Source organism: Peribacillus sp. B65, assembly GCF_058513295.1.
This window is the reverse complement of the sequence record NZ_CP195840.1, coordinates 1,609,229-1,634,971: the sequence shown is the minus strand read 5'-3', so window position 1 is coordinate 1,634,971 and position 25,743 is coordinate 1,609,229. Positions and strand designations below refer to the sequence as shown.

Here is a 25,743-nt window from a genome sequence, read left to right as displayed (position 1 = left end):
TAGTATAACAGGAAAACCTTAAAAGGTATCTTTGTTACTTAAAAACCCAAACTCTTTTTAAAACTATGAAAATTGTTAAGTAACTTCAATGCTTTTTGTCTTATACTTAAATATTTAAAAAGCCTGATACTATTATGCCCCTTTAAAATACGACTAAATATCTTTAAAGAGATAGTATTCATTTTACTGTAATCTAGGCTTATTCTTTGATTCTCCTCTAAATACTGTTTATTTAAAGTATAGAATTCTTTATATTTAACCTTTAATTCTTTCGTGGTTAATCCTGAATTATAAATATCTTGGGAAGCTTCTCTTAAAAATTTAACATATAAACAACTAAGTTGTTTATTTATTAACTCAGAATAATTTAATTTTTCAACCTCGTTGATTATTTGCCCCATAATAATCATAAACCCTTTTTGTAATTGTTTATTTTTTCGTCTCACTCTAGAATTTTCTAAAATTTGATGGTTATATAATGGTTCATTTAATACAGAAATCTGTGGTAAATGAAGTAATAACCGATGATTAAAGGAAAGATCTGTTCCGTTATATTCTCGAGGTAAAGAAAACCTAACTTCTGAATTCCTTATAAAATTTGTTCGGTATATTTTATTCCAAGAATCACTCATATAATAGCGACCTAACAAATCGAAATAGTTCAATTCAATATCATGCATAGTAATTTTTTTTTTCAAGCTTATATTTTCACTATACCCATAAATTCTACTCAAATTATCTGAATAAAATCTGCTAGCGCACGCACATATATCGGATTCATCTTTATGAATTTTAGAATGCATTTTTTCCACAAAATCTTTCTCAATATAATCGTCTGAATCTACCATACAAATATATTCCCCATCAGCTTTATCAATTCCAGCTTGACGTGCACTGCTTAACCCTTCATTTTTCTTATCGATAATTGAAACCCTCTTGTCATTCAAATATTGCTTACAAATATCTAAAGAGTTGTCCGTTGATCCATCATTCACCAATATAATTTCAATTTTTGTATAAGTTTGATTTATAATGCTTTCTATACACTTTTTTAAATATTTTTCAACATTATAAACTGGAACAATAATGGTTATTGTACTTTTCTCCAAAGTTACCACCCTCTTTTTTTATTTCTCAGTAAGGTTGTTAGGGGAATTATCCTTATTACATATACTATATATATAAATCAAATAAAATAAATTTATAAATTCATTAACTGCATAAATAGTTCCCTTAAAATTACTAAATACTATAACCAATAGCAAAAATAAACTGAATAACGTCCCATTTAAATGCTGGCTATTAAAAGAAATCCTAATTTTATTTAATTTTATAAGTAAATAACCGTAGATAATTATTGAGTACAAAATCCCACCCAACCAAATGTCATTAATATAACCAACATCAGATTGGTATGTTGAGTTACCTCTAATTACCCTTTCAGAAGTTCCAAAGACAAAGTTTAGACCACTTGGTAAATTATAATTTGAGCTATCCGTAATATAACTTGTATACGAACCACTTGTATCCCCGCGATAAAGATTAACCAATTGATCTGTTCCATCCTTTAACCAATTAAATGTATCAGGGGAGTTATCCTGAATTATATTTGATATTGGATTAAATAAAATAATAAAGGCCGAAAAGGCAATTAATATCTTATACTTTTTATTAAGCTTCATCCCAAATGAAGCAATTAAAATTAAAACTATTCCAATAGTAATAATAACAATACTTATCCTTGCATTTATTATTCCTGAAAAAATTATAAACGGGGTAAAGATGAAGTACTTGATATTCTTGTTTATACCTAAGTATATAGATAGGCATGCAATTACTCCTTGAACTATAGGCATTGAATATGGAAATGTATAACTTAAACCAAACATTCTATGCTGTGAAAGTCTAATAATAACATCATTATATCCATATGAAAGCATAGTATTAATTACCCAAGATTGTATTTCTGGAATTAAAAAAGATAATACCGAAATAAGGCCTTGAATAAAACCTACATGTATTAATAAATCACTAATATCTTTTTTACCATTCAACTTTTTCATAAAGTATACAATTACAAAACTTATAGGTAATATTTCTAGGGCGAGAGTAATGAATACATAACTAATCAAAAGATTTGTGCTTCCATTTACTAGAAGGCCCAAATATAAATATGACGTTATAAACCAAGAAAAAAATATTTCTTTAAAATAACCGCCTCGCGAAAATAATAAAGAAAATCTTTTTGGATTAATGATGATTATGATCCAAGAAACAGCCCCTAAAATATGTAAAGTGTTTGTAATAAATATTGGCGGATAATATATAAATAAAAAGGTAAACACTATTAACAAAATATAAAGCAGTTTTTCTCTCAATCAATTCTTCCTCTCTATTAGCCTTCCATATTAAAAAATTAAATTAATCGTTTTATCTCATCTTTATAGTTTCTGTAATCAAAATATTTTTCAGATGTTTTTCTTGCATTAATTTGCAATTTATGTTTTTTTTCAGGTTTCAAACCAATAGCCTTCCGTAAGGCATTGCAAAAGGACTCTGAACTACAATCATCAACCACAATCGAATTCTCCATGTTTTTCAGGTAGTCTTTCAAATCAGAAGTAAGATTTGTAATTACTGGAGTTCCACTGGCAAGGCTTTCAACTACCTTTGTTGGAAAACCAGCTTTTGCATATCTCTGTTCAGCTGGACGTAATAGAACAGTGAAATCTGCCTCTTCTAAGTTACTTAATACTACTTCTCTTGATACTCTCCCAAAGCATTTTAAACTTTGAGAAAGTTTATTTAAAATTTCAGTTGGTATTCCTAAATCATCTTTTAGTTGATTATAGTTTATGCCGAATAAACGTAGTTCTACTTTCATTAGTTCTTCTTTTTTTAGCGACGATAGCCCATTAATAATCTCTTTTAGATAGTCCTTTTTCCCAACAGCTCCGGCATAAATAAGAACTAATTTTTCTTTATTAAATCGCTTTTTATACGGTACATCATGTATATCCATAATAACTGGTATTCTAATCGCACTAATCTTTCGAGATAAATAATGTGCTTGTAAATATTTGCTTATAGCTACAATTTTAAAATTCCCATCTATCCATTTAGTATTATATGCGTTATTAATTATATATGAGGGTGAGAAAACACCTAGTGAAAATTCTTCAGGAGAATACCATTCTACACTATCATGAATAAGCTCAACTTTATTTTTCTTCGCATAACTTTTCAGAAAAAATAAAGCTGCTATTGGTATGCTAACAACCATAATTTTCGAGAAATCTTTATTTTTTTTCAAAAAGTTCTTTAGTCGTGATTTGAATAGTATTAAATTTAATATACGATTAACTATATTATTATTTTTAGCTCTAAATGAAATATAACTAACCCCATCGTAATCTTCAATTTCGAAATTAGTAGATTTACCCAATCCAATTATACAAGGGGAATAACCACAAAGCTTAAAAAGTTTTGCAAAGGCGTGTTGACGAATGGCTCCTGCATTCCCGTTTGGATATTTCCCCATAGAAACAACCAGTATTTTTTCCATATCAATTAATCTCTCTCATTATTATTTCATTATTCAGCGTAACTATTGTATTTGCTGGTATATTTCTTGTAATTATTGCACCTGCACCAATTACACACCCATCTCCTATAGTAACACCCTTTAATATTATTGCACCTGTCCCAATCCAAACATTTTCACCAATAACAATAGCTGCTGTTTTAAAATTCTCTTTTTTGTTTTTTCCAAAGCTATGGTCGTGATCATAAACGGACACGTTAGGTCCCAAAGAAGTACCTTCTCCAACAATGATACTTTCTCTAGATACAATATTGCAATTTCTATTTATATATACATTATTGCCAATTTTTACATTTCCACCGCTTGATCTTATAAGGCTTCCACTTTCAATTACACATTTATTACCTAGTTTAATTATTCCATTATTAGAAACGGCGATCTTTACATTTGGTGATACAATCTCAATCAATGAAAACCTAAATCTTCCAAAGTTAAATAACCAAGTGATAGGCATACGAAAAAAATTGTAAATCACTACGCAGCCCCAACCAATTTTTCGCCACATAAACAACACCGCCATTTATTTATCTAATATATTTTCATAAGCATCCACATACTTATCAGTAACTAAATTGTCGATATAGTATTCTTTAACTTTTTTTATATTCCATTCTGACTGCTTTTGTCGTCTGTCTTTATTAGCTAAATCCTTTATTGCTTTCACCATTGAACCAACGTCCTTGACATTTACCACTATACCCCCATATTCTTCAACCATATCGCGGTTAGCTGCCCAATCTGTTACTATACATGGTAAACCATATGCCATCGCTTCTGCCAAAGCATTTGAGAAACCCTCCCCTGAAAAATATGAAACAAACATAAAGAGGTCAGCTTTATCTAGTTCCTGTTTTACCTCTTCTTTATTTTTCTCTCCGCATATAATTACATTAGAAGGTTTATTACTTTCCAATATTTTTTTATCCGGATTCCCTACAAGGCGAAATTGCATATTCGGAAATTCTTTCGCAACTTTGATAATGTCACAACATCCTTTACTTTCTACAACTCCACCAACATAAAGAACTCTCTTAATATTGTTTGATATTATTTTGGTATTTTCTTCCTTCACTGAATTTTTCTCAATGAAATTTGGTATCAATATTACAGGGGTATTACTATGTCTTTTAACAAACTCCACTGAAGGACTATTAAGTGTTATTACGAGATCACTTATATTTGTAAGATATCGAAACATTAATAGTCCCATCCTACTTTTCACCATGTTAGGTAGCGTACAACGATAATGTATAATAAACTTTCTTTTTCTTATTTTTGTTATCATTGCGCAAATATATTCTCTCAACATCCCTTTTGTGCTTGCTGGAATACAAGAGTGGACAACTTTCACTTCTGGATCCATTAAGGCCTTAAATAAATCTTTCCAAATTCTAAAGCACCGTTTTATTTCAATAAAAAGATTAGGCTTTGTATTAGGTCCAAAAACATCTCGATTTCCTATTAATTTTTCGTCTACGACCTCCACTTTCCAGCCATTCTTCAATGATGCATTCTGCATTCTCAAAGTCCAGCCCGCAATTCCACCTGCTGGTGGGGGTGTTGGTGCTAAAAGAACCACTTTCATATTACTTCCTCCAAACAACTCTATTTACATAATCTGTATATGAGAGAATTATCCTAAGGACTTTATCTGAAACATTTGGCATGCTATAGTCCTCTACAAGTCTAAGTGTAGCTTTTTCTTGTGTTTTCAATATCTCCAGTCCCTGTAATATCCTTTCCTTTTTCAAACCAACCATCATAACCGATGCTTCTTCCATTGCTTCAGGTCTCTCATGAGCTTGTCTTATATTCAGTGCTTTAAATCCAAGAATAGAAGATTCTTCACTAATTGTTCCACTATCACTAAGAACTGCCTTAGCTTTTGTTTGAAGCTTCACATAATCATTAAAACCTAATGGTTTCATCGTTTTTACTAAAGAGTTAAATTCTATCCCTTTAGCATTAATCATATTTCTAGTCCTAGGGTGGGTACTTACAATTACAGGCACGTTATATTTTTCTGCAACGGCATTTAAACTATCGACTAGATTCATAAAATTAGTTTCAGAATTAATATTTTCTTCCCTGTGAGCTGACACTACAAAATAATTTCCTTCTTCAAGATTCAATCTCTCTAAAACATCTGATTCTTCAATGTCACCTTTTCTTGAATTGAGGACTTCAAACATTGGACTTCCAGTTTTTATTATCCTATCTGCAGGTAGTCCCTCTCTTAATAAATATTCTCTAGCAATGTCACTATAAGTTAAATTAATATCAGCAGTATGATCCACTATTTTTCTATTAGTTTCTTCTGGTACTCTTTGATCAAAGCATCTGTTGCCTGCTTCCATATGAAAAATAGGAATATGTCTTCTCTTAGCTGCAATAGCACATAAACAGCTATTAGTATCACCAAGCACCAAAATAGCATCTGGTTTTACTTCTTCCAAAATAGGATCAATTCTAATCAAAATATTACCGATAGTTTCTACTGCCGTTCCGTTAGCAGCATCAAGGAAGTAATTAGGTTTTTTTAGTTTAAAATCATTAAAAAACACTTCATTTAATTCATAATCATAATTTTGACCAGTATGGACAAGTATATTTTCTACAGCCTCTGACTCTTCTAATTTATTAATAACAGCAGATAATCTTATAATCTCGGGCCTAGTGCCAACGACTGTCATTACTTTTAATTTCTTCATTAATTATACCTCCAAGAAGTAAGTATCTGGTTTTTCTGGATCAAAACATTCATTAACCCACATAACTGTTACAAGATCGCTTTCTCCTACATTTACAATGGAATGTGTATATCCAGTAGGTATATCTACAACTTGTAACTTTTCGCCACTAACTCTATATTCAATAATTTCATCTGAATCTATTTTTCTAAATCTAATAAGTCCTTCTCCACTTACTACTAAAAATTTTTCGTTTTTAGTATGGTGCCAGTGGTTTCCTTTGGTAATACCAGGTTTTGATACATTTACTGACACTTGCCCTCTTTCAGGAGTTCTAATAAACTCTGTAAAGGAACCTCTGTTATCACAATTCATTTTTAAATCATAGGAAAAGTTGTCTTCTGGTAAAAAGCTTAAATATGTACTGTAAAGCTTCTTGGTTAAGGCGTCTTCCATATCAGGAATGCATAACGCTGCTCTACTTTCTTTAAAGCCTTTTATACGTTCAGCTAAATCCCCTAATTTAATAGTATGTGTTGTTTTAACAAAGCAATATTGATCCTTTTTAGTCGGATTTCCTTCTAAAGCGTTAATAAACTCTTCTAGAATATCATCAATATAACAGAGCGTTAAATCGGCATCATGATTGTTAATTTGAATATCTATATTTCTAGCGATATTATGACAATACGTTGCTACAACGGTATTGTAGTTAGGTTTACTCCACTTTCCAAATAAATTTGGGAGTCTGTATACAAATGCCTCTGCTCCTGTTTGATGACTATATTCAAACAGAACGTCCTCACCGGCTTTTTTACTTTTGCCATATAAATTATCTTTTTCTGCTTGTATAGACGAAGTAATAAGTACAGGTGATTTATTATTATGTTTTTTTAATAGCTCTAGTAATCCAAGAGTAAAGTGGAAATTCCCTTGCATGAATTCCTTTTCATCAACAGGACGGTTTACTCCGGCCAAATGAAAAACAAAATCACATTCTTTTGTATAAGTATCTAATAAGGATGGTTCCGTTTCTCTAGTTACTTTAAGAATATTTTCATATCCTTTATTTTGTAATTCTGCAATTAAATTTTTTCCTACAAATCCATTTGCTCCTGTAACGAGTATTTTCACTATATAAACCAACCTTTCTAAGAACCTAAAAGAAAATATAATAGTTGAAGCTATGCCTGAACACGGATAAGGCGGAATAATTGCTTCATGTCATGTATTCTTATTTTGAAGAAAGAACCTTCATATACTTGAGTTCATTTTGAACATACTCTAATTCAAGTAGTTTTTCTTTAATCTGTTCTATACTTAAGATTTGCGTATTATGAGAGTTATATTCTTCTTCAGTAGATAACTTTTTATCTCCTTCAGCAAAATATTTATCATAATTTAAATCTCTTTTATCTGCTGAAACCCGGAAGAAACCACCTAAATCCTCTGCAACTACATATTCTTCTCTCGTAAGCAGGGTTTCATATAATTTTTCTCCATGTCTTGTACCGATAACCTTAATCTCATTATCTGCCTTAAATAATTCTTTAATAGCTTGAGCTAAATCTCCAATGTAACTTGCAGGTGCTTTCTGTACCATAATGTCACCAGCAACTGCATTTTGGAACGCAAATATAACTAGCTCGACTGCTTCTTCAAGACTCATGAGATACCTAGTCATATTAGGGTCGGTAATTGTTAGTGGCTGACCACTTTTGATTTGTTCAATAAATAACGGAATGACAGATCCACGTGAGGCCATTACATTACCGTACCTAGTTCCACAAATAAGTGTTCTTTCTGGATCGACAGTTTTTGCTTTAGCAACAAAAACTTTTTCCATCATAGCTTTTGAAATCCCCATGGCATTAATTGGATAGGCGGCTTTATCAGTCGAAAGACAAATTACCTTTTTGACTTCATAATCTATAGCTGCTGTTAATACATTGTCTGTCCCTAATATATTCGTTTTTACAGCTTCTAGTGGAAAAAATTCGCAAGAAGGAACTTGTTTAAGAGCAGCGGCATGAAACACATAATCTACTCCGTGCATAGCATTTTTTACACTAGCAAGATCTCTAACGTCACCAATATAAAACTTCAATTTTTCATTTCTATATAACTTACGCATATCATCTTGCTTTTTTTCGTCCCGTGAAAAGATTCGAATTTCTTTAATATCACTATCCAAGAACCTCTCCATAACCGCATTTCCAAATGAACCAGTACCACCTGTGATTAGTAATGTCTTATTCTCAAACATTTTGTATTCCCTCCATTTTTAAGTTATCTCTAAAGTGTTCATCCATTCTGTTCAATAGTTCTTCTTTATTAAAGTTTTTATCATAGTAGTTTTTAGCATTTAAACCTATTTGTTTTAATTCTTTGCTAGATTTAGAAGTTAATTCAATAATAATTTCCGAAAGCTTTTGTACATCACCAGCCGGACTAGATAAACCTGCATTTGACTCTTTAATTATTTGACTTGTTTCACCTTCAGCAGAAGCAATAATTGGAATCCCACATGCCATATAAGATTGGAGTTTTGCTGGAATTGTCATTGCGAATAATGGATTATTTGTTAAGCACAAAAAAGCGGAGTTGCTAACTGCCATAAATTCTGGAATCCTGTATGCAGGTTGTTTGGGAATAAAATTGAACATATCATGGACATTATTAGATTTAACCATTTCTACTAAAGTTTCCTTATACCTTCCATCCCCAACTATATTAAAACGAATATCTCTATTTAGTTGCCTCGCTTTAATCAACACAGCTACTTTTGGTAAAATATCTAAACCTTGTGCGTTACCAATATTACCAGCAAATATTATATTAAAGGCATCATCATTTGGAATTTCTACCATATGTTCTTTCTGTAATGGTTTATAAAAGTCTTCCGCATATTGTGGCCAATACTCTATTCGTTCTCTCGGCACATTGCGTTTTACTATTGAATCTACAAAACTATTAGAAGTTGTAAAAATTTTAGTGCACCGGGCATAGATATAATCAACCATTTTGCCAATAGCACCAATAATATGTTTATTAGTTATTCCGGTTATTATTTCTACATTCTCAGGCCACAGATCTTGCACGTAAAGATAACACGGTATTTCCATTTTTTTAGCATACCAAACACCAGGCAAAGCTTGTGTCATAGGTGATACTTCAAATATAAAGACATAATCAGCTTTTATTTTCGTAAATACCTTCCAAAAAAAACCAGATACTACAAAAGATAAATAATTCATAGCAAGCATTATCGAAGTATTTCCCCTAGGTATAAGAGGAATTCTAATAATTTCAATTCCGTTATACATTTCCTTTCTTTTCTTAAACATCCCATACCCATTATAATATTTCCCCTGTGGGTAGTTTGGAATTCCAGTTATAACCGTAACTTTATATCCCCTTTTAACCCATTCAGTACAAATATCATTAATACGAAATTGCTCAGGATAGAAATATTGCGCTATAACTAAAATATGTTTTTTCAAATCCTTCCCCCTCCCTTCACCATTACTTTTCCGTCAACTCAATTGTTTTCCGTAAATCCCCTATTTGGTAATTCTCTTTATAGAGACTCATACCTTGATCATAAATGAAGTTACCAAATACCTTATTTATAAGTCCCGACTTAAAACCTATAACCTTAAGAATTGGATTGAACAGCTTTGTGAGTTTTATTTTCTTACCATGCACATCAGCTATCACTTTTACCATCTCACTTGTCTTAACATATTCCTTGTTTTGCGGAAAGAACAATCCATTTTCTTCATTATCAATCATTAATCTGATAAATTCACAAAGATTATCAATATGAAGCATACTTCTCTGATTATCAATGTCAGGAAATACAGGTAACTTTTTAGCTACTTTTACAAGCTTCGGAAAATTACCTTTGGAACCTTTTCCATAAATCATTGGTGGCCTAAGTATAGTAACTTTGAAATTATCACTTTCTAAAGGTTTGATACCTTCTTCTGCCTGCAGTTTACTATTTCCATAAAAATTACTTGGCGTAGGCACTGTATTTTTATCAATGACATCACTGCGACTATCACCGTAAACAATCATACTGCTCATAAAAATAAACTGCTTAACTCCTTCAATTTTAGCCTTTTCAGCTGCACCAATTGTAAGATCGCGATTTACTTTATAATACATTTCTTCCATCTTAGGATCAGAAGAGACATGCGCTATTCCTGCTACATGAAAAACAACATCAAATTCAGAAAATTTTTTTTCTTTCCATAAATCGTTTCTTAAACTAATTGAATCAATAGAATATCTATCAGGATATTTCCCTAGCCATTTCTCTAGACTTTTACCAACATAACTGTTCGATCCTGTTATCAATATTTTTTTCATTTTGATGTAGTCTCCTTAGTACTCGTCACTTCCTTCTTTCCCATTCTTCCTGTTCCACCTTCAACAACACCATCACTCTTAACAACACTAACGATGGTCCCAAAGAAACACTTAACATCCATCCAAAAACCTATCTTTGCAACGTACTCTCCATCCAGCCTTGATTTAACTTCGATAGGGAGCTCATCTCTTCCATTAATCTGCGCCCATCCAGTAAGTCCAGGTGGTACATCGTTCGCACCATATTTATCTCTTTCTTCTATGAGACTATATTGATTCCAAAGCGCAGGTCTTGGTCCAATAATACTCATCTGACCAACAAAAATATTCCAAATCTGCGGGAGCTCATCAAGTGAGGTCTTTCTCAGAAACTTACCCGTCTTGGTAATATATTGCTCAGGGTTTTGTAATAAATGAGTAGGAGTATCTTTAGGTGTATCAATTCTCATAGTACGGAATTTCAAAATATTAAAATGAGTCTTATATAAACCGACACGTTTTTGTTTAAATAACACCGGTCCTTTGGAGTCGAGTTTAATAGCTAAAATAAGAAACAAAAAAATTGGCGATAAAATAATTAGTCCCATTAAAGAAAGAATGATGTCTATCAATCTTTTTAACTTCAAATACATGCACGTTACACTCCTTGATTGTTATTTAACACTTAATTGTCCCTCCAAACCATGCTTTATCTACTTATCAAACAAAATATAAATTCCATCTAACCAGCAAAGCCGAGATTCTTATGCATTAATCTTTTGTTTAGAAATATTTATAATCGTTTGTTCTAAAAACTCTACTAAATCATCCTTGATTTCTTCATTCTGAAGTGCAAACTCTATCGTCGTTTTCACGAACCCTAACTTCTCCCCAACATCATATCGTTTTCCTTCAAAATCATAAGCAAAAACTTGCTGTATTTGGTTTAACTGTTGAATCGCATCCGTTAACTGAATTTCCCCGCCTGCACCAGCCTCCTGCTGATCAAGCATACTGAAGATTTCAGGTGTAAGGATATATCTTCCCATTATTGCCAAATTGGAAGGAGCTGTTTCTAAGGCTGGTTTTTCAACAAAGTTTTCAACTTGATATAACCGTCCATGTTGAAAAGAAGGGTCTATTATCCCATAACGATTGGTTTCTTCCTTAGGTACAGATTGAACTCCGATAACTGAATTGTTTGTTTCCTCAAACTGATTCATTAACTGCTTTAAGCATGGAGTTTCACTCTGAACAATATCATCACCTAAAAGTACGGCAAATGGCTCGTCCCCAATGAATTTACGTGCACACCATACAGCGTGACCTAATCCTTTTGGTTCTTTCTGTCTAATGTAATGGATATTAGCAAGTTTAGAGGAATATTGTACCTTATTGAGCAACTCTACTTTTCCTTTTTCCAATAGATTTTGTTCGAGCTCTGGAGCATAATCAAAATGATCCTCAATCGCACGTTTACCTTTTCCTGTTACGATGATTATGTCTTTTATTCCTGATGCAACGGCTTCCTCCACTATGTACTGAATCGTTGGTTTATCAACGATTGGCAGCATCTCCTTTGGCATAGCTTTTGTGGCAGGTAAAAAACGAGTACCCAATCCTGCTGCAGGAATGATTGCTTTTGTGATTTTTTTCACTTCTTAGTCCTCCTTATGGTTATTTCACTACAGAGTAAGTTTTGTTCTTTCTTCGATTTGCTAAATTTATTACGAATTCTTTAAGTTCTGATATGGAAAAATCATCATAGGAGTTTAAAAGGTACTGTATTTCCTCTTCCTGTTCCAGTACCGCTTTTCCTATAAAGATTTTAGGGAACACAGCTACACTATGAACCTCTTTCTCCCCTAATAGTTCTTCATACATTTTCTCACCAGGTCTGATACCAGAAAATTCGATTCCAATTTCCTCAATTGAATAACCTGATAACTGGATAAGATTCGTTGCTAATTCAACAATCTTAACGGGTTCACCCATATCAAGTACAAAGATTTCTCCACCTCGAGCCAAGGAACTTGCCTGAATGACTAATCTGGATGCTTCGGGTATAGTCATAAAATACCTAGTCATATCTGGATGGGTGACCGTTACTGGTCCACCGGCTTGAATTTGTTTTTTAAATAAAGGAATAACACTCCCTCTGCTACCTAAAACATTTCCAAAACGAACCGCAACAAATTTTGTTGAGCTATTTTTTGCTAACTGCTGGATGATCATTTCAGCAATGCGCTTGGTTGATCCCATTACGTTTGTTGGGTTAACTGCTTTATCAGATGAAATCATCACAAACGCACCTACACCAAAAGTATCTGCGGCTTCTGCAACATTCTTTGTACCAAAAACATTATTCTTAATTGCTTCACGTGGATTGTACTCCATTAATGGAACATGTTTATGTGCAGCCGCGTGATAAACAACATCAGGTCTGTAGGTTTCCATCACTTCAAAAATTCTATCTCGATCTTGAATATCTGCGATGACAGGTATAATTTCAATTTGATCGGCATTTAACTTTTTTAATTCCATGTCAATCAGATAAATACTATTTTCTCCATGTCCGAGGAGAATAAGCTTGCCAGGTGAAAATCTGCATATTTGACGGCAAATCTCTGAACCAATTGAGCCTCCAGACCCTGTAACCAGGATTGTTTTCCCTGTTACATATTCAGATATACTTGTTATATCCAATTCAACGGGTTCTCTTCCTAAAAGATCTTCCACTTCCACTTCTTTAAACTGGTTAACAGCTACTTTCCCTAACATAATATCTTCAATCATCGGCATGATTTGTGTTTTTGCATTCGTTTTTACACATTCATCAAAGATGACCTTCAATTCTTTTTTACTTAATGAGGGTATCGCAATAACTATGTTATCAATATGATATTTTTCCACCATTTCAGGAATATGTTTTGAGTTACCCACAACTGGTATTCCTAATATGTCTAGCTTATCCTTTTTCGGATCATCATCAATGAATGCTACTGGTTTAAGTTCTGTATAATGATTATTGAGGAGTTGACGTACAACCATGGTTCCTGCTGATCCAGCACCGATAACCAATGTGTTTCTGGTTTCCTTTTGATTATTTATCAAACGATCGCGGAGCATTCTCCACGAAAAACGGGAACCGCCAATAAGGATGACATGCATCATCCACGTCAATGCCATAGCTCTTACATAAACATCTTGAAAAACCAATAATTGGATGGAAATAACTGTAATAACCGATAGACTTACTGCTTTAACAATGGACAGCAACTCTCCAATACTCGCGTATTCCCAGGCCTTCTTATATAGTTTATAAATAGACGCAAAAAAATGATGGCTAATTAATAGAGAGACTGATGTTACTAAAAGAGTTGGTAATTTAAATATTTCCAAATAGGGATACAAGAATAAATAACTTACATAAATGGCCGATAATACTATTAATGAATCTAATAGGGCCAGGAGTGTTAAACGTTTTCGGTAGGCCAACCACATTTCCCCCTTTAATATTGTTCGATTTACTCTCTATAAATACAGTTTTAAAATATTGTATTCTATTTCACATGATATTAATTATTAATATTAAGAATGAATTATGCCTGCTTATGTACTCTTTTAATAATTTTTTATGCTTATAAGGACTATTTGTATTAGATCTGAGTACTAAATAGAAGGTGGTTTATCCACCTCCTATATTTGTTGCTCCAGCAACAAAAAACTAAAACTTTACACGAAGGCAAATTTTTTTTATAATGATGAAAGCGCTTCCTGAATATCTATCATACTAAAAGATCCCTAAAATTTTCTTTTTGAATGGCACTGGTTTTTCAACCGTAGGGCTTTGGTCCTTTAATAACTGTTCAACGTTTTCTTTGAAATGTAATGTACGTTCAATTCCATATGCTTTTGTAATTGTTTCATAGGCCTGTTGTAACGAGAACCCTCTAGAGCCTATATTATGTGCATCTGTTGCAATAAAATGAGCCAGATTATGTTCGATTATCTTTTTTGAAAATGCTTGAATATTTTTACCGAAGTTCCCGATGATACTGCCAGAGGTAATTTGAGTTAACGCACCTTCCTGGACCAATTCAAATAATAATTTATGATTTTCAATCAATTCCTTATTTCGCTCTGGATGTACGATAATCGGTGTGATTCCTTTCAGCAGCAGCTCATAAATCACTTCTTGTGTGTATGTAGGAACCCTTCCCGATGGTAGCTCTAGTAGCAAATATGTACCGTTATCGTCTAACGTTAGGATTTCTTCCTTTTCAAGTGAAGTAAATATATCCCGGTGTATTCTTACTTCTTGTCCGAGATGAATGGTAAGAGGAATATTGTTTTGTTGTAAACTCTCATTTAAACTCACTACGTTGTCAATGATATCCACCTTAACATTTGCATATTTCTCATTTAAGTGATGTGGCGTGGCAAATAAATGCGTGATTCCTACTTCTACCGCTTTTCTTGCCATGTTCAAGCTTTCCTTCATGTCAGCGGATCCATCATCAACTCCTGGGAGAATGTGACAATGTATGTCAATCAAATTTCACACTTCCTTTTAACAAAATAGGGATATCAGACTTATTCTATAAGAAAAACTACATAGGAATTAATACCCTGGTTAATAGTAGCATATAAAACTGCCATTAAACAGGGTGTAATTTTGTCGAAAATTGTTTTATTTTGTTTGATAGTAATAATAATTGCTGTTATCCGTTTCAACGCCATTTAACACAACTCCAAGCAAGGATGTATTAGCCTTCACTAAAAGCTCCTTTGCTTTTACTGCACTTTGTTTGTTTGTCTTGCCGCTCGCCACAACCATGATCACGCCATCACATTTATTGGCTACAATTTGGGAATCAGGCACTACCAGAACAGGCGGTGTATCAAAAATGATATAATCATATATTTCTTTTAGTTCATCAATTGCAGCCTCTATCGCTTTTGAATTCAACAATTCCGAAGGGTTAGGCGGTATCGGTCCACTTGTCAAAATTTCCAGATTAGGCACATTCGTTTTCATGAGTGCTTTTTCTATTCTCATCTTCTTGGTTAGCACACTCGTAAGTCCCTCTATATTACTAAGGCTAAAGGCATAATGAACCGACGGTTTCCTTAAGTCTGCATCTACAAGCACCACTTTTTTCTCCTCTTGTGCCAAAACGATGGCGAGGTTTGCAGCTGTGGTTGATTTCCCATCATTAGGCTCCGAAGAAGTTACCACAATGGTTTGTATTTCTTTATCTACTGAGGAAAATTGAATGTTCGTTCTAATTAATCGATATTGTTCAGTGATAGGTGACTTAGGATTATTCTGTGCAATCAAGTTCACTTGTTTTTTATCTTTACTTCTCAAAAATCCCGCTTCCTTTCATATGCTTCTTATCTGATTATCCTTTATTATGTACCTGTGTAATCTTTTGAATCGATCCAAGTATAGGTAATTCTAGGAGTCTCTCAATATCATCCTCGTCCTTAATCGTATTGTCCATATACTCCAGTAGGAATGCCAAGCCGACCCCAGCCATCAAACCGACAACCACAGCAATTACGATATTCAATACTGGATTAGGTTTTACAGGAGTAGGATTTTCCATTATTTCTGCCTTGGCAAGAACGCTCACATTGTCGACGTTCATTATATCCTTGATTTCTTTTTGGAAAGTTTCAGAAACCGTGTTGGCAATCTCAACTGCTTTTATAGGGTTACTATCTTGAACCGTTAGAGAAAATACCTGCGAATTTTCTTGACTGTTAATCGTAATTTTTCCGCTAAGTTGATCAACGCTTTGGTCCAGTTCAAGCTCTTCAATGACCTTCTCCAAAATGACAGGGCTTTTTATGATCACACTGTATGTATTGATCATATCGATATTAGATCGTATTTGATTTGAGTCCAATTGGTTCTGCGATTGTTTCTGATTAACGAGAATTTGTGTTGAAGATTGGTAAACTGGTGTTAATAAGAAATAAGAAATTGTTCCACTAATCAAAGCGGCAATTAATGTTAGCAGCATGATTAGCTTCCAACGTTTCTTTAATGTTTTTATAATATCTTTAATACTAATAGTTTCTTCCATTTCATCCTCCTGTTATGTTAAAAATGACCTATTGCATTATACCATAATATTACCTATTATTATGTATTTTCAAGGAAATTTACATGAAACTTACAATCTAAGAATACTTTTCAAATGCCAAAGTAATTTTACAAAAAAGAAAATGATAATACAAAGGAAATAATTTCTAATTTTTTAATTATTGCATTAATAACTTATATATAACCCATTTTCCAGAATATTTGTGAATTAAATTTCAATAAATCTAAGTATACACTAAATCCCAATTTTTCTTATATGCTTTATCATATTCACAATAATTTCTTGAAAATAACCTATCTAAATGCCTACCAAAACTGAAAAATCCGTTTATACATATAATAATGTGAAGTATTTTAGTGCCTAGTTATCATTAAAAATGAAAGTAAAATGTGTAAACTGAAAGTAATAGTTTAAATTAGTATATTATTTTCATATTAATGGTTAGGTGTGGTCTATATGATTGGTTACCGAGTTAAGTCGCTTAGGGAAGAAAGGAAAATGTCAATAAGTGAACTCTCCGCAAAATCCGGCGTTGCCAAATCCTATATAAGCTCACTGGAAAGAAACCTTCAAACAAACCCTACTATTTTAGTTTTGGAAAAAATCGCTAGAATTCTTTGTATTAAAGTGGATGCTCTGTTGTTGAATGAACAAGCAGACAAGATCATGGATGAAGAGTGGCTTGAAATAATGCAGGATGTTATGGGATCAGGAATATCGAAAGAGGAAATGCGCGAATTTATTCAAGATAGAAAAGTGATGTCTTTAAGGATTAAGAAACTATGATAACGTCTTCTTGTAGAAGAAGGTAAAAAAAGGGAAAAAATGGTTATAGCCATTTTTTCCCTTTTACTACTTCTTCAACTTAAAATATTCCTCCAAAACTTCGAACCATATGTGATGCCCTTGGTCATTGGGATGGATGTTATCATTAGTCAGGATATCAGCCAATCTCATATTCTTTTTATTTAGTTTCTTTTCTATCTCTTCTTTGCTATTCAAATAAGACCATTTATTCGTTTTGATGACCTGCTCGGAAGCTTTAATATAATCTAAATAATTCAACCCTAAACTATTCTCCGTTTTACCATTTGCGACTGGGTTTGGTGAAAGTATTAGAATCTTTGCATTTGGCAGCTCTTTCTGTAACTTTGCCATGATGCTTTCCAAATCTTTTTCCGTCTGTTCCAAGCTTAATGATTGATAATGATTATTTATCAGCGAATTTTCAAAAATAATCAAATCGGGATCATCTTGTATGACCGCTTCAATTTTTTTACCTTCTAACAAATCCTTTGTTGAATACCCCTCTTGTCCGTGATTACTAAAACCTAATGTTTCTAAATCATCCCTTTCAGCACGTAAACTCTTCTCTAAGCGTCCTGCCCAACTATTAGAAGTATTACTTGCACCGGTTCCTGCAGCACCATTACTTCCCATTAGGGATACAACAACCTTATCTTGTGTAAGCGACTTATACTGTAGATAATCTATTAACGACTGCTGTTTATTATTTTCTGGTCTTAAATTTTTTATCAAAGCTTCCCTTTCTTCTTTTTCCTTTTCTTTTTTTCTTTCTTCAGCTTTTTTACCTTCTACACCCGCTGCCTGACTCATGTTTTTCCAATGAAGATGACCAAAAATCAGTACTACCAAAAAAATTCCAGCCATAAATAATATACCATATTTCTTCATCTTTACCTCCAAATTTTTAACGTTAAGGACTGACGTGGAAGTCTTAACAAGTTCAATAAAATAATAGGCTAACAAGCATTATCATTACTTTATATATTCCACTTGTTTTTCTTTAATTAATTATAACTTTCATAATTGAAGCAATAAAGTATAATTTTCTAATTTATTCCGACATCACTCGACTTTGATTTCATTATTCATATAATCTTACTTTACAGCTTCTGTAATTCTACCAAAACTAACTCTCCCGCTAAAACTAAAAGGTTTGACATTTATGAAAAAGCACTGTTGCGCCGTCCGTCCCTTTTTGTGTTTTTCATTATTGTGTCTTGTGGTGAGGTTGCTATATCTTACCACTTTATACAATGGAAAAAGTCCTGAAAGGTAGTTTACTTTTTTCTTTAAGTATTATCTCTTATTTCCACAAGAAAGTTAGCTAGCAAAATCCATATTCAAAGAGGATCAAGCCCACTTCATTCATCTCCCCTTTGCCGAGATGCTACTGCTAGTCTCGATACCAAGTAACATAATTTTGTATATTGCAGCTATTTATTATGGCATGGGAATCGGTGCCGTCCAACCGGCTCTTCAAGCCTGGTCTCTTGACCAGGCGGCTCGAAATCGAAAAGGCATGGCCACTCACACTTTCTATTCCTCTCTTTGACTTTGGATTTTTTTTGCGCCACGCCTTTGAGAAATCGGCTATCTGTTAGGCCATACAATTATTTATATTGTGGCAGCTTTCTCAGTTCTGATATCCATTTTAATGTATGAAAATTTAAAAAAGAAATGAATTAATAATAAAAGAAAATTGTTAATGTCTCTCATGCCCTGTACTTTTAATTGCTCGATCATGTCATATATCACTATTTCCAACACCAACTAGTATTAATAGATAAATAGGTAAAATAGATTCTTGATTAGTATGGAAAACAAAATACGTATATGCATCTGTTTCGCTTAACAGCACTTATATAAAGACCTTACTTTATTTCTAATATCAATTCTGTTGGTTGTAAATGATGATTTGTCTTGTTCTTATATAGATGTGTTCCATTCACCATTGTAATAATCCAGAGAATTTAGGAAAAGACAAATTCCTTACTTAATCAAAAAGGGAATGTCGATTTCAGTATTAAGTGTAGAAAAAAATGATTCAACAAACTTCTTCTTTGAAACAACCGGATTCACAGGGAAATCGCTCAAAGATTTCAGAAAAAACTCAGTAACCGTGAGGGAAATCGATGGTAAGTTATTCGACATATAAAGTTTAGCTTTGCCGGAGTTATTATCGGTTTGTGAAGATAATCATTTTCCTACTAAGAATACACAAAAATTTGGTTCTAATGAAATCGGGAAACACAAATCAGATGATGCAAAAAATAGTTATTATTTTTTCACCTTTAAATTGAGCAATTGTTTCCTTCAGCTAGCAGAACGAATTACGTTAAAAGTGGAACACAAATCTATGATTACACATTTAATAATATAAATAACACCACAAGCTTAGTGATTTGGCGATATGCATGTACAAAAATCGCAGATCAATAATTATATCGTGAAGCAAGGGAACAGTAATTATCAATTGTTCTTGTCACAAACAACGCACTACAGAAACATTTAGAAAGGAGGTACTTGAATGGCAGACTTAATAGCTGCTGACTTTGGTATTTTTCCGTCTAATGAAGATAACCACGATAATATCATTGGTGCTTTAGATAAATTAAAAGTTAATGGTGGTGGAACTTTACTCTTGCCGAATGGAACCATTAAAACTACACCAATCGATTTTAAAGGATACAATAACATTGTGATTAAGGGCGTAGGGAAAAGTTATCCCCAAACTGTTAATACTACCATTAAAATTGTCGGAACCAATCCATCAGGAAGTGTCGGTTTAAAATTTGCTGACACTACAAATCCTTACCCTGACAACTATAGTTCATGGGCATCACGCTTTTGTAAAATTCAAGGTATTTTTCTTGAATGTGACAATAAATGCGACATAGGTATCAACGGCAATAGAGGGTTGGAATTAACGGATGTGACTGTAAGACGCGCTAAAATTGATGGAATTGTACTCGAGGATTACACCTATCCAATGTATTTAAGGCAAGTGGAATCTTCTTATAATGGTAGACATGGGTTATACGCAAGAGGAAAAATGTCTACTGTATATTCTTGTACAGATTGTGAGTTTAGTGGTAATGGTGGTTATGGTGTTAATTTAGAAGGTGGTGCTGCCCCCACTTTTACAAATGTACTTTTACAATCCAACACAATCGGTGGATTAAAAATTAGTATGGTAAGTGGGTATACTGGAAAGTATTTTCTAAGCGAAGTAACCTTCTTTAACTTATACACAGAAGCTAATGGAAAATTACCTGATACTGATCCTTTATATGAGGGGAACTGTGCTGTCTATATAACTGGATACGATAAAACGAATTCAAGCGCAGGAAAGCCAACTAACCTAAAATTTGTTGGTGGTAAAATAAATGCTATATCAGGTGGAACTTCTGTCAAAATTGACTCGGTATGGGGTTGTAAATTTGACACGCAAATAAATGGCAACATGAGTATTGCTTCACTTGGTGTCTATGGACTGGAGTTCGCTACAGTGGCGTCAAGTGCTATGATTCCCACTGGAACATTAGGTTCTTCCCTTACTTCATACCGAAAGGTAAGTGGAGTTGAAGGGATTATTTATAATGGCGGTTTATTTCCTTCTAGGGGTAGAGTTTTATTATTAGACTTTTTTTTATCAACCATTACGGCGGGTCAAACCGTTAATATGGATACATTGTTAACCAGAGTAGGGTTCGGAGGGGCAAAAGGTTATTCTATGTTAAATGATGGGTCTATATTAGGAATCCAATTATTGAAAAAAAGTAAGGATTATTCCTCAGGAACCATTACAGTAAAACCACAATATCAAGGTGGTACACAATTGATCACAGACCCTAATAACAATTTTTCAAACTTTACACCATTGACGATCGACCTAAATACTACGCATAAAGTTGTTGCTACATTTTCACCTGATACCTATAAATTCACTAAAGGTTGGGTGGTTGGACTAGTTGTAACAGCTAGTGTAGATTATACCATGACAAATTCAACTTATGACGGATTTGTAGCACAATTAATGATAGAAATATAATGAACAATCGGAATAAGCTACATGGTAACTAACTCATTCATAGTAGCAGCCTCTGTTTTGGTTTCCAATTGGCCTAATAATGGATTTCAATCAAGGATTCTGTTAAACAATATTGTTGATATTCAAACTAAATAAAAGGAACTATATTTTGGTCGTTTATGGTTTTTTGCACTAACTCACTAACTCACTAATTCACTAACCCGCCGTTAGTTCAACAAGAATTCATGGAATGCTGCCGTTTAATAAACACTTCAATCGCACACAATAATTGGGTTAAATTTTCTGGATTCATTACTTCTTCTTTTTAGTAACAGGTTTTTCGTTAGGCATTCTTGATAATTAATTCAATATTTTCAATTTCGGAAAAATTGGATTCGGTGCTGTCCAACCCATTCTTCAACCGTGGTCTCTTTACCAGGCGGGACGAAATTCAAGATGCCATGATCAATACTAATACCACGTTCTATTCCTTCTTCGAACTTGAAACGGTTTAGGTGCCTTCCGCTTCGGACAAATCAGCTATCTGCTCGGGTATAGAAGCATCTTCATAATGGCAGCAATCTCTGTAGGGATCTCAATAGTGGCTTACTTATGGATTTTGAAAAAAGTGAAGTAATTATAAATTAATTGGACATCTTTATGGATGTCCTTTCTTAATAAAAATAGAAATGAGCTTGTAGCCCAGTTGGCGAATTTATCCACAGATTTGGAGAACCACAATATCGTTATTGATATTCCCACCTCAAAATCGAAAAATACACTAAACTATAAATCCCTATTTTTTAACCCCATGTAAACTATGTTATGGTTTTATTTGTTTTAAGTAATGTTATTGTATTTCCAGTTTCCTTCTCTCTTTTTCGTTGTATGATAGAAAAAAAAGGAGTTTTGGGAATGATTATTCTGCAGTATATTGGAAAAGTTTTTTCATTCATGCATAAGGATATACCGGAAACTCATGTTAAATGCCATGTTTGTGCAGGTACAGGTGCCTACGATATTTATACGGATTGTCTTACCTGTAATGCAAAAGGGTTAATAAGTAAAGTTGAGTATAATAGGAGGCTTGAAGAGGGTGAGATTTAATGAATTTCATGAGTCGATATATGTAATCAAAGAAGCAGTATTGGCTATTGCTTCTTTTTTTTGTTCTAAAACGGTACCGTTTGTCCCTCCCCTTTAAAGGGTATTTTAATGATCAGGGGGGATACATATGACAGCAATTACTCATGTTGGATTGGCTGTACCTGATTTGGATGCGGCGATTAAGTGGTATGAGCAGGTGTTGGGATTCAAATTATTGGCGGGTCCCTATTCGTTTGATGCGAGTGAGGAGAATGAACATAATATGACGAATGATCTTCTTGGTGATGAAGTTAAAAAGATGCGTAATGCTCATTTGATATCGGACAATGGAGTGGGGATTGAGCTTTTTGAGTTTGAGGAGCCGAGAATGCCAAAAGGTGAGAGTCGCGGTTATAAGGGCTTTTTTCATATTTGCTTAGTATCGGATGATATCGAAAAGCTGGCTGATGATATTGCTGCTTCTGGCGGAAGAAGGAGAAGCGATATATGGAATACCTGGGAGAACAAGCCCTATTATTTAATCTATTGTGAGGATCCTTACGGCAATATCATTGAGCTTTACAGCCGAAGCACGGAATTGATGTATGGAAATAAAGATTGATATAAGATCAGCCCCCAATTTATTATTGGGGGCTGTTCTTGTTTTTCTATTACTTTTTAACTGTTACTTTTCTTGATTCGCTTACGTTTTTCGCTTTGTCTTTGGCATAAATATATAGGTTCTCTCCGGCTTTTTGCTTGGGAATTCTAACCGAGAATGTGCCTTTAGTCGTGGCAGTGGCAGAGCCGATCACTTTTTTTGATGCTTTGATGGACACTGTGGAGTTGGCCTCTGCTTTGCCGGTTACTATTGTCGTTTTTGTCGTTACTGTGTTGACCGTCGGTTTACTTGGTGCTGTTTTGTCTGCAACGGTCACGGTTTTGATCGAGCTTATATTGCCTGCTTTATCGGTTGCTGTAACGGATAGGACTTTTCCGGCTTTTTGTTTTTTTGCCATCGTTACGGTGAAATTCCCTGCGCTGTTAGAATTTGCTTTGCCTAGAACCGTACTGCCAGTTTTGACGGTGACGGAAGAGCTCGCTTCCGCTTTGCCGGTCACTTTTACGGTATTGTCACCTACCGTATTTACCGACGGTCTTGCAGGAGCCGTTTTATCTGCCACTTTAAATGAAACGGGTATACTTTTATTTCCCGATTTATCGATGACCCTAGTAGAGATGGTCGTTCCGGCTGTTTGTTTTGCGATAGTCGCTGTAAACGTTTTTTCGCCGTTGATCTTCACTGTGGCGAGTTGTTTATTACCGGTATAAATGGAGACGGTCCCCGTTTTGAAATCGGTAGGGATTTTCCCATTGATCTTGGTGTCCTTATCGGATATTGCTGTCACGGCCGGTTTGGTCAGCGTCTTCATTTCCAGTGCTTTTTTGGCATTGACCCGCCCGTTTCCATAGTAGATGTCTTTCCCTTTTGCACCTAGGTCCACGGCTGAATCATAGAGGCGGTATTCGACCTCCTTTGTGTTGAGTTTGGGCTCATGGGACCAAATCAGTGCCGCTACACCCGCCACCATCGGCGTTGCCATCGATGTTCCGCTCATCCAGCCATATTTACCATAAGGCAGGGTCGAAAGGATATCATCTCCTGGGGCCGCGATATCGACTGTTGAATGGTAGTTGGAATAACTGGGACGCTTGTCACTTGAGTTAGTGGCAGCAACGGAAATGACATGGCTGAATGCGGCAGGGTACACACGCTGTACATTTTTCCCCATATCCCCTTCATTCCCGGCAGCCGCAACGATCAGGACGCCTTTTTTATAGGCTTCCTGGACAGCCTTGTTCAAGGCCTCCGAATAACTGGTGTCTCCTAAACTCATATTGATGATGTTTGCCTTTTGCTGAACGGCATAATGTATTGCTTCAATGATATCGGCCGTATCGGCAAACTCCCCATCAAAGACATTGATCGGCATTAGTTTAACATTCGGGGCAACACCCGTTCCGCCTATGCCGTTGTTCGCAGAACCGGCAATGATGCCTGCGATATGCGTTCCATGCGCCCCTTTTGGGACGATATGCTTCCGATTGCGTATCGTATCATAGGCATTGACGATCCTACCTTTTAAATCTTCGTGGTTGCGATCGATGCCGTCGTCAATGATGGCGACGGTCAATTCCTTCGAGCCCATTGATTTTGTCCACGCTGCACTCGTACCAAGCCTTTTATGATGCCATTGGTCTATGTAGGCTGGATCGTGCGGACTTTCCATCTTCTTGAAAAGATAGTTTGGTTCTGCATATTCCACATTCTTCTGTTCTTCAAGTTCCTCTATCAGGTTGTCGGTTGTTTCCCCTTTAGGAACCTCCACCTTTTCTATCAACTCGTTGATCGGCTCATCGTTTTCCTCTTTATACTTGACGATGACGCCATCAGATTGCGGCGTTTCTTCTGCAGAAGCAAAATCTGGCTGGTAGATTGGCAGAATCATAAACAGTAATAATACCGGCAATTTGCCCTGAATAAATTTGTGCATACAATCACTCCAAAAAATATGATTAAGAATAGCTAACGATGAGGTTTTATCATGAACCAATTCTACTATTATTCCTAACTAGATTGTATACCGTCTGATTTGGATTTACTAACCTTTTTATCTAGTTAAATTAACTTATTTGCACAACAAAAAAACCGCTATGAAACGGCTTCAGTTTGTCGACAAAATGGGGTCTACCTAAATCTTAAAACAAAGCAGTTGACTGTAGGTAATAATTTTACTGTAAAATTTGCACTTTGATTTCCACTCCAGGCACTCGCTTTCCGCGGGCGGTCCGGGAGCCTCCTCAGCGCTTCGCGCCTGTGGGGTCTCCCCTGGACTCGCTTATCCCGCAGGAGTCTCGTGCCTTCCGTTCCAATCAACTTCATTTAAAAAAATTCAGACAGAAGCCCTTTTGTCTATAAAGGCAGTTCCGATTGGTCTAATCCTAAACTATGATTTTAAAACAAGACTAAATTATTCTTCATGTTTTTTT

Annotated in this window: 22 protein-coding genes; 4 read left to right on the top strand and 18 right to left on the bottom strand. The window is 34.5% G+C overall.

From position 1 onward, the window contains the following. Positions 1-38 precede the first annotated feature (38 nt). The 16 genes from ACSR9O_RS07975 to ACSR9O_RS07900 all read right to left on the bottom strand — a co-directional run bounded on the left by ACSR9O_RS07975 (position 39) and on the right by ACSR9O_RS07900 (position 16,748). Positions 39-1,109, bottom strand: coding sequence for a glycosyltransferase family 2 protein (locus ACSR9O_RS07975; RefSeq protein ID WP_491724255.1), 1,071 nt, complete (start codon positions 1,107-1,109; stop codon positions 39-41). Between the two features lie 18 nt (positions 1,110-1,127). Further along, entirely contained in the window at positions 1,128-2,378 is a 1,251-nt protein-coding gene (locus tag ACSR9O_RS07970; RefSeq protein ID WP_491724254.1) for a hypothetical protein, read from the bottom strand. A gap of 38 nt (positions 2,379-2,416) precedes the next feature. After that, positions 2,417-3,565 (bottom strand): glycosyltransferase, encoded by a 1,149-nt coding sequence (locus ACSR9O_RS07965; RefSeq protein ID WP_491724253.1) that lies wholly within the window; start codon positions 3,563-3,565, stop codon positions 2,417-2,419. 1 nt (position 3,566) lies between these two features. Next, entirely contained in the window at positions 3,567-4,109 is a 543-nt protein-coding gene (locus ACSR9O_RS07960; protein WP_491724252.1) for an acyltransferase, read from the bottom strand. 15 nt (positions 4,110-4,124) lie between these two features. Then, positions 4,125-5,189, bottom strand: coding sequence for a glycosyltransferase family 4 protein (locus ACSR9O_RS07955; protein ID WP_491724251.1), 1,065 nt, complete (start codon positions 5,187-5,189; stop codon positions 4,125-4,127). A gap of 1 nt (position 5,190) precedes the next feature. Continuing rightward, the gene (gene wecB, locus ACSR9O_RS07950) at positions 5,191-6,315 is read right to left on the bottom strand and encodes a non-hydrolyzing UDP-N-acetylglucosamine 2-epimerase (RefSeq protein ID WP_491724250.1); all 1,125 of its coding nucleotides are present in this window, start codon (positions 6,313-6,315) and stop codon (positions 5,191-5,193) included. Between the two features lie 3 nt (positions 6,316-6,318). Beyond that, entirely contained in the window at positions 6,319-7,428 is a 1,110-nt protein-coding gene (locus ACSR9O_RS07945; protein WP_491724249.1) for a capsular polysaccharide biosynthesis protein CapF, read from the bottom strand. Positions 7,429-7,528: 100 nt separating this feature from the next. Then, on the bottom strand, positions 7,529-8,560 hold the full coding sequence (locus ACSR9O_RS07940; protein WP_491724248.1) for a polysaccharide biosynthesis protein: 1,032 nt from the start codon (positions 8,558-8,560) through the stop codon (positions 7,529-7,531). Continuing rightward, positions 8,553-9,797, bottom strand: a complete 1,245-nt coding sequence (locus ACSR9O_RS07935; RefSeq protein WP_491724247.1) for a glycosyltransferase family 4 protein — start codon at positions 9,795-9,797, stop codon at positions 8,553-8,555. The genes ACSR9O_RS07940 and ACSR9O_RS07935 overlap by 8 nt, the downstream gene beginning before the upstream one ends. Before the next feature lie 22 nt (positions 9,798-9,819). Continuing rightward, positions 9,820-10,671 carry an NAD-dependent epimerase/dehydratase family protein gene (locus ACSR9O_RS07930; RefSeq protein ID WP_491724246.1) on the bottom strand — a complete coding sequence of 284 codons (852 nt, stop codon included), beginning with the start codon at positions 10,669-10,671 and terminating at the stop codon, positions 9,820-9,822. After that, the gene (locus ACSR9O_RS07925) at positions 10,668-11,303 is read right to left on the bottom strand and encodes a sugar transferase (protein WP_491724245.1); all 636 of its coding nucleotides are present in this window, start codon (positions 11,301-11,303) and stop codon (positions 10,668-10,670) included. The genes ACSR9O_RS07930 and ACSR9O_RS07925 overlap by 4 nt, the downstream gene beginning before the upstream one ends. A gap of 111 nt (positions 11,304-11,414) precedes the next feature. Beyond that, positions 11,415-12,308, bottom strand: a complete 894-nt coding sequence (galU, locus tag ACSR9O_RS07920) for a UTP--glucose-1-phosphate uridylyltransferase GalU (RefSeq protein WP_491724244.1) — start codon at positions 12,306-12,308, stop codon at positions 11,415-11,417. Positions 12,309-12,327: 19 nt separating this feature from the next. Then, positions 12,328-14,148, bottom strand: a complete 1,821-nt coding sequence (locus ACSR9O_RS07915) for a polysaccharide biosynthesis protein (protein WP_491724243.1) — start codon at positions 14,146-14,148, stop codon at positions 12,328-12,330. Between the two features lie 295 nt (positions 14,149-14,443). After that, positions 14,444-15,208 (bottom strand): tyrosine-protein phosphatase, encoded by a 765-nt coding sequence (locus tag ACSR9O_RS07910; protein ID WP_491724242.1) that lies wholly within the window; start codon positions 15,206-15,208, stop codon positions 14,444-14,446. A gap of 135 nt (positions 15,209-15,343) precedes the next feature. After that, a complete protein-coding gene (locus tag ACSR9O_RS07905) occupies positions 15,344-16,024 on the bottom strand; it encodes a CpsD/CapB family tyrosine-protein kinase (protein ID WP_491724241.1) in 681 nt (226 codons plus the stop codon). A gap of 34 nt (positions 16,025-16,058) precedes the next feature. Further along, positions 16,059-16,748 (bottom strand): YveK family protein, encoded by a 690-nt coding sequence (locus ACSR9O_RS07900; RefSeq protein ID WP_491724240.1) that lies wholly within the window; start codon positions 16,746-16,748, stop codon positions 16,059-16,061. Positions 16,749-17,225: 477 nt separating this feature from the next. On the opposite strand from ACSR9O_RS07900, the gene ACSR9O_RS07895 reads away from it, so the two are divergent. Further along, positions 17,226-17,555: a helix-turn-helix domain-containing protein gene (locus tag ACSR9O_RS07895; protein WP_491724239.1), complete on the top strand. Its 330-nt coding sequence runs from the start codon at positions 17,226-17,228 to the stop codon at positions 17,553-17,555. A gap of 66 nt (positions 17,556-17,621) precedes the next feature. Here ACSR9O_RS07895 and ACSR9O_RS07890 read toward each other — a convergent pair whose 3' ends face one another. After that, positions 17,622-18,464: an SGNH/GDSL hydrolase family protein gene (locus ACSR9O_RS07890; protein ID WP_491724238.1), complete on the bottom strand. Its 843-nt coding sequence runs from the start codon at positions 18,462-18,464 to the stop codon at positions 17,622-17,624. Between the two features lie 1,639 nt (positions 18,465-20,103). On the opposite strand from ACSR9O_RS07890, the gene ACSR9O_RS07885 reads away from it, so the two are divergent. The 3 genes from ACSR9O_RS07885 to ACSR9O_RS07875 all read left to right on the top strand — a co-directional run bounded on the left by ACSR9O_RS07885 (position 20,104) and on the right by ACSR9O_RS07875 (position 23,314). After that, the gene (locus ACSR9O_RS07885) at positions 20,104-21,627 is read left to right on the top strand and encodes a right-handed parallel beta-helix repeat-containing protein (RefSeq protein WP_491724237.1); all 1,524 of its coding nucleotides are present in this window, start codon (positions 20,104-20,106) and stop codon (positions 21,625-21,627) included. Between the two features lie 867 nt (positions 21,628-22,494). Further along, entirely contained in the window at positions 22,495-22,713 is a 219-nt protein-coding gene (locus tag ACSR9O_RS07880; protein ID WP_197483649.1) for a hypothetical protein, read from the top strand. A 127-nt stretch (positions 22,714-22,840) separates the two neighbouring features. Next, positions 22,841-23,314: a VOC family protein gene (locus ACSR9O_RS07875; protein ID WP_491724236.1), complete on the top strand. Its 474-nt coding sequence runs from the start codon at positions 22,841-22,843 to the stop codon at positions 23,312-23,314. Positions 23,315-23,363: 49 nt separating this feature from the next. On the opposite strand, the gene ACSR9O_RS07870 is transcribed toward ACSR9O_RS07875, so the two are convergent. Beyond that, on the bottom strand, positions 23,364-25,247 hold the full coding sequence (locus ACSR9O_RS07870; RefSeq protein WP_491724235.1) for a S8 family peptidase: 1,884 nt from the start codon (positions 25,245-25,247) through the stop codon (positions 23,364-23,366). Positions 25,248-25,743: the final 496 nt, after the last annotated feature.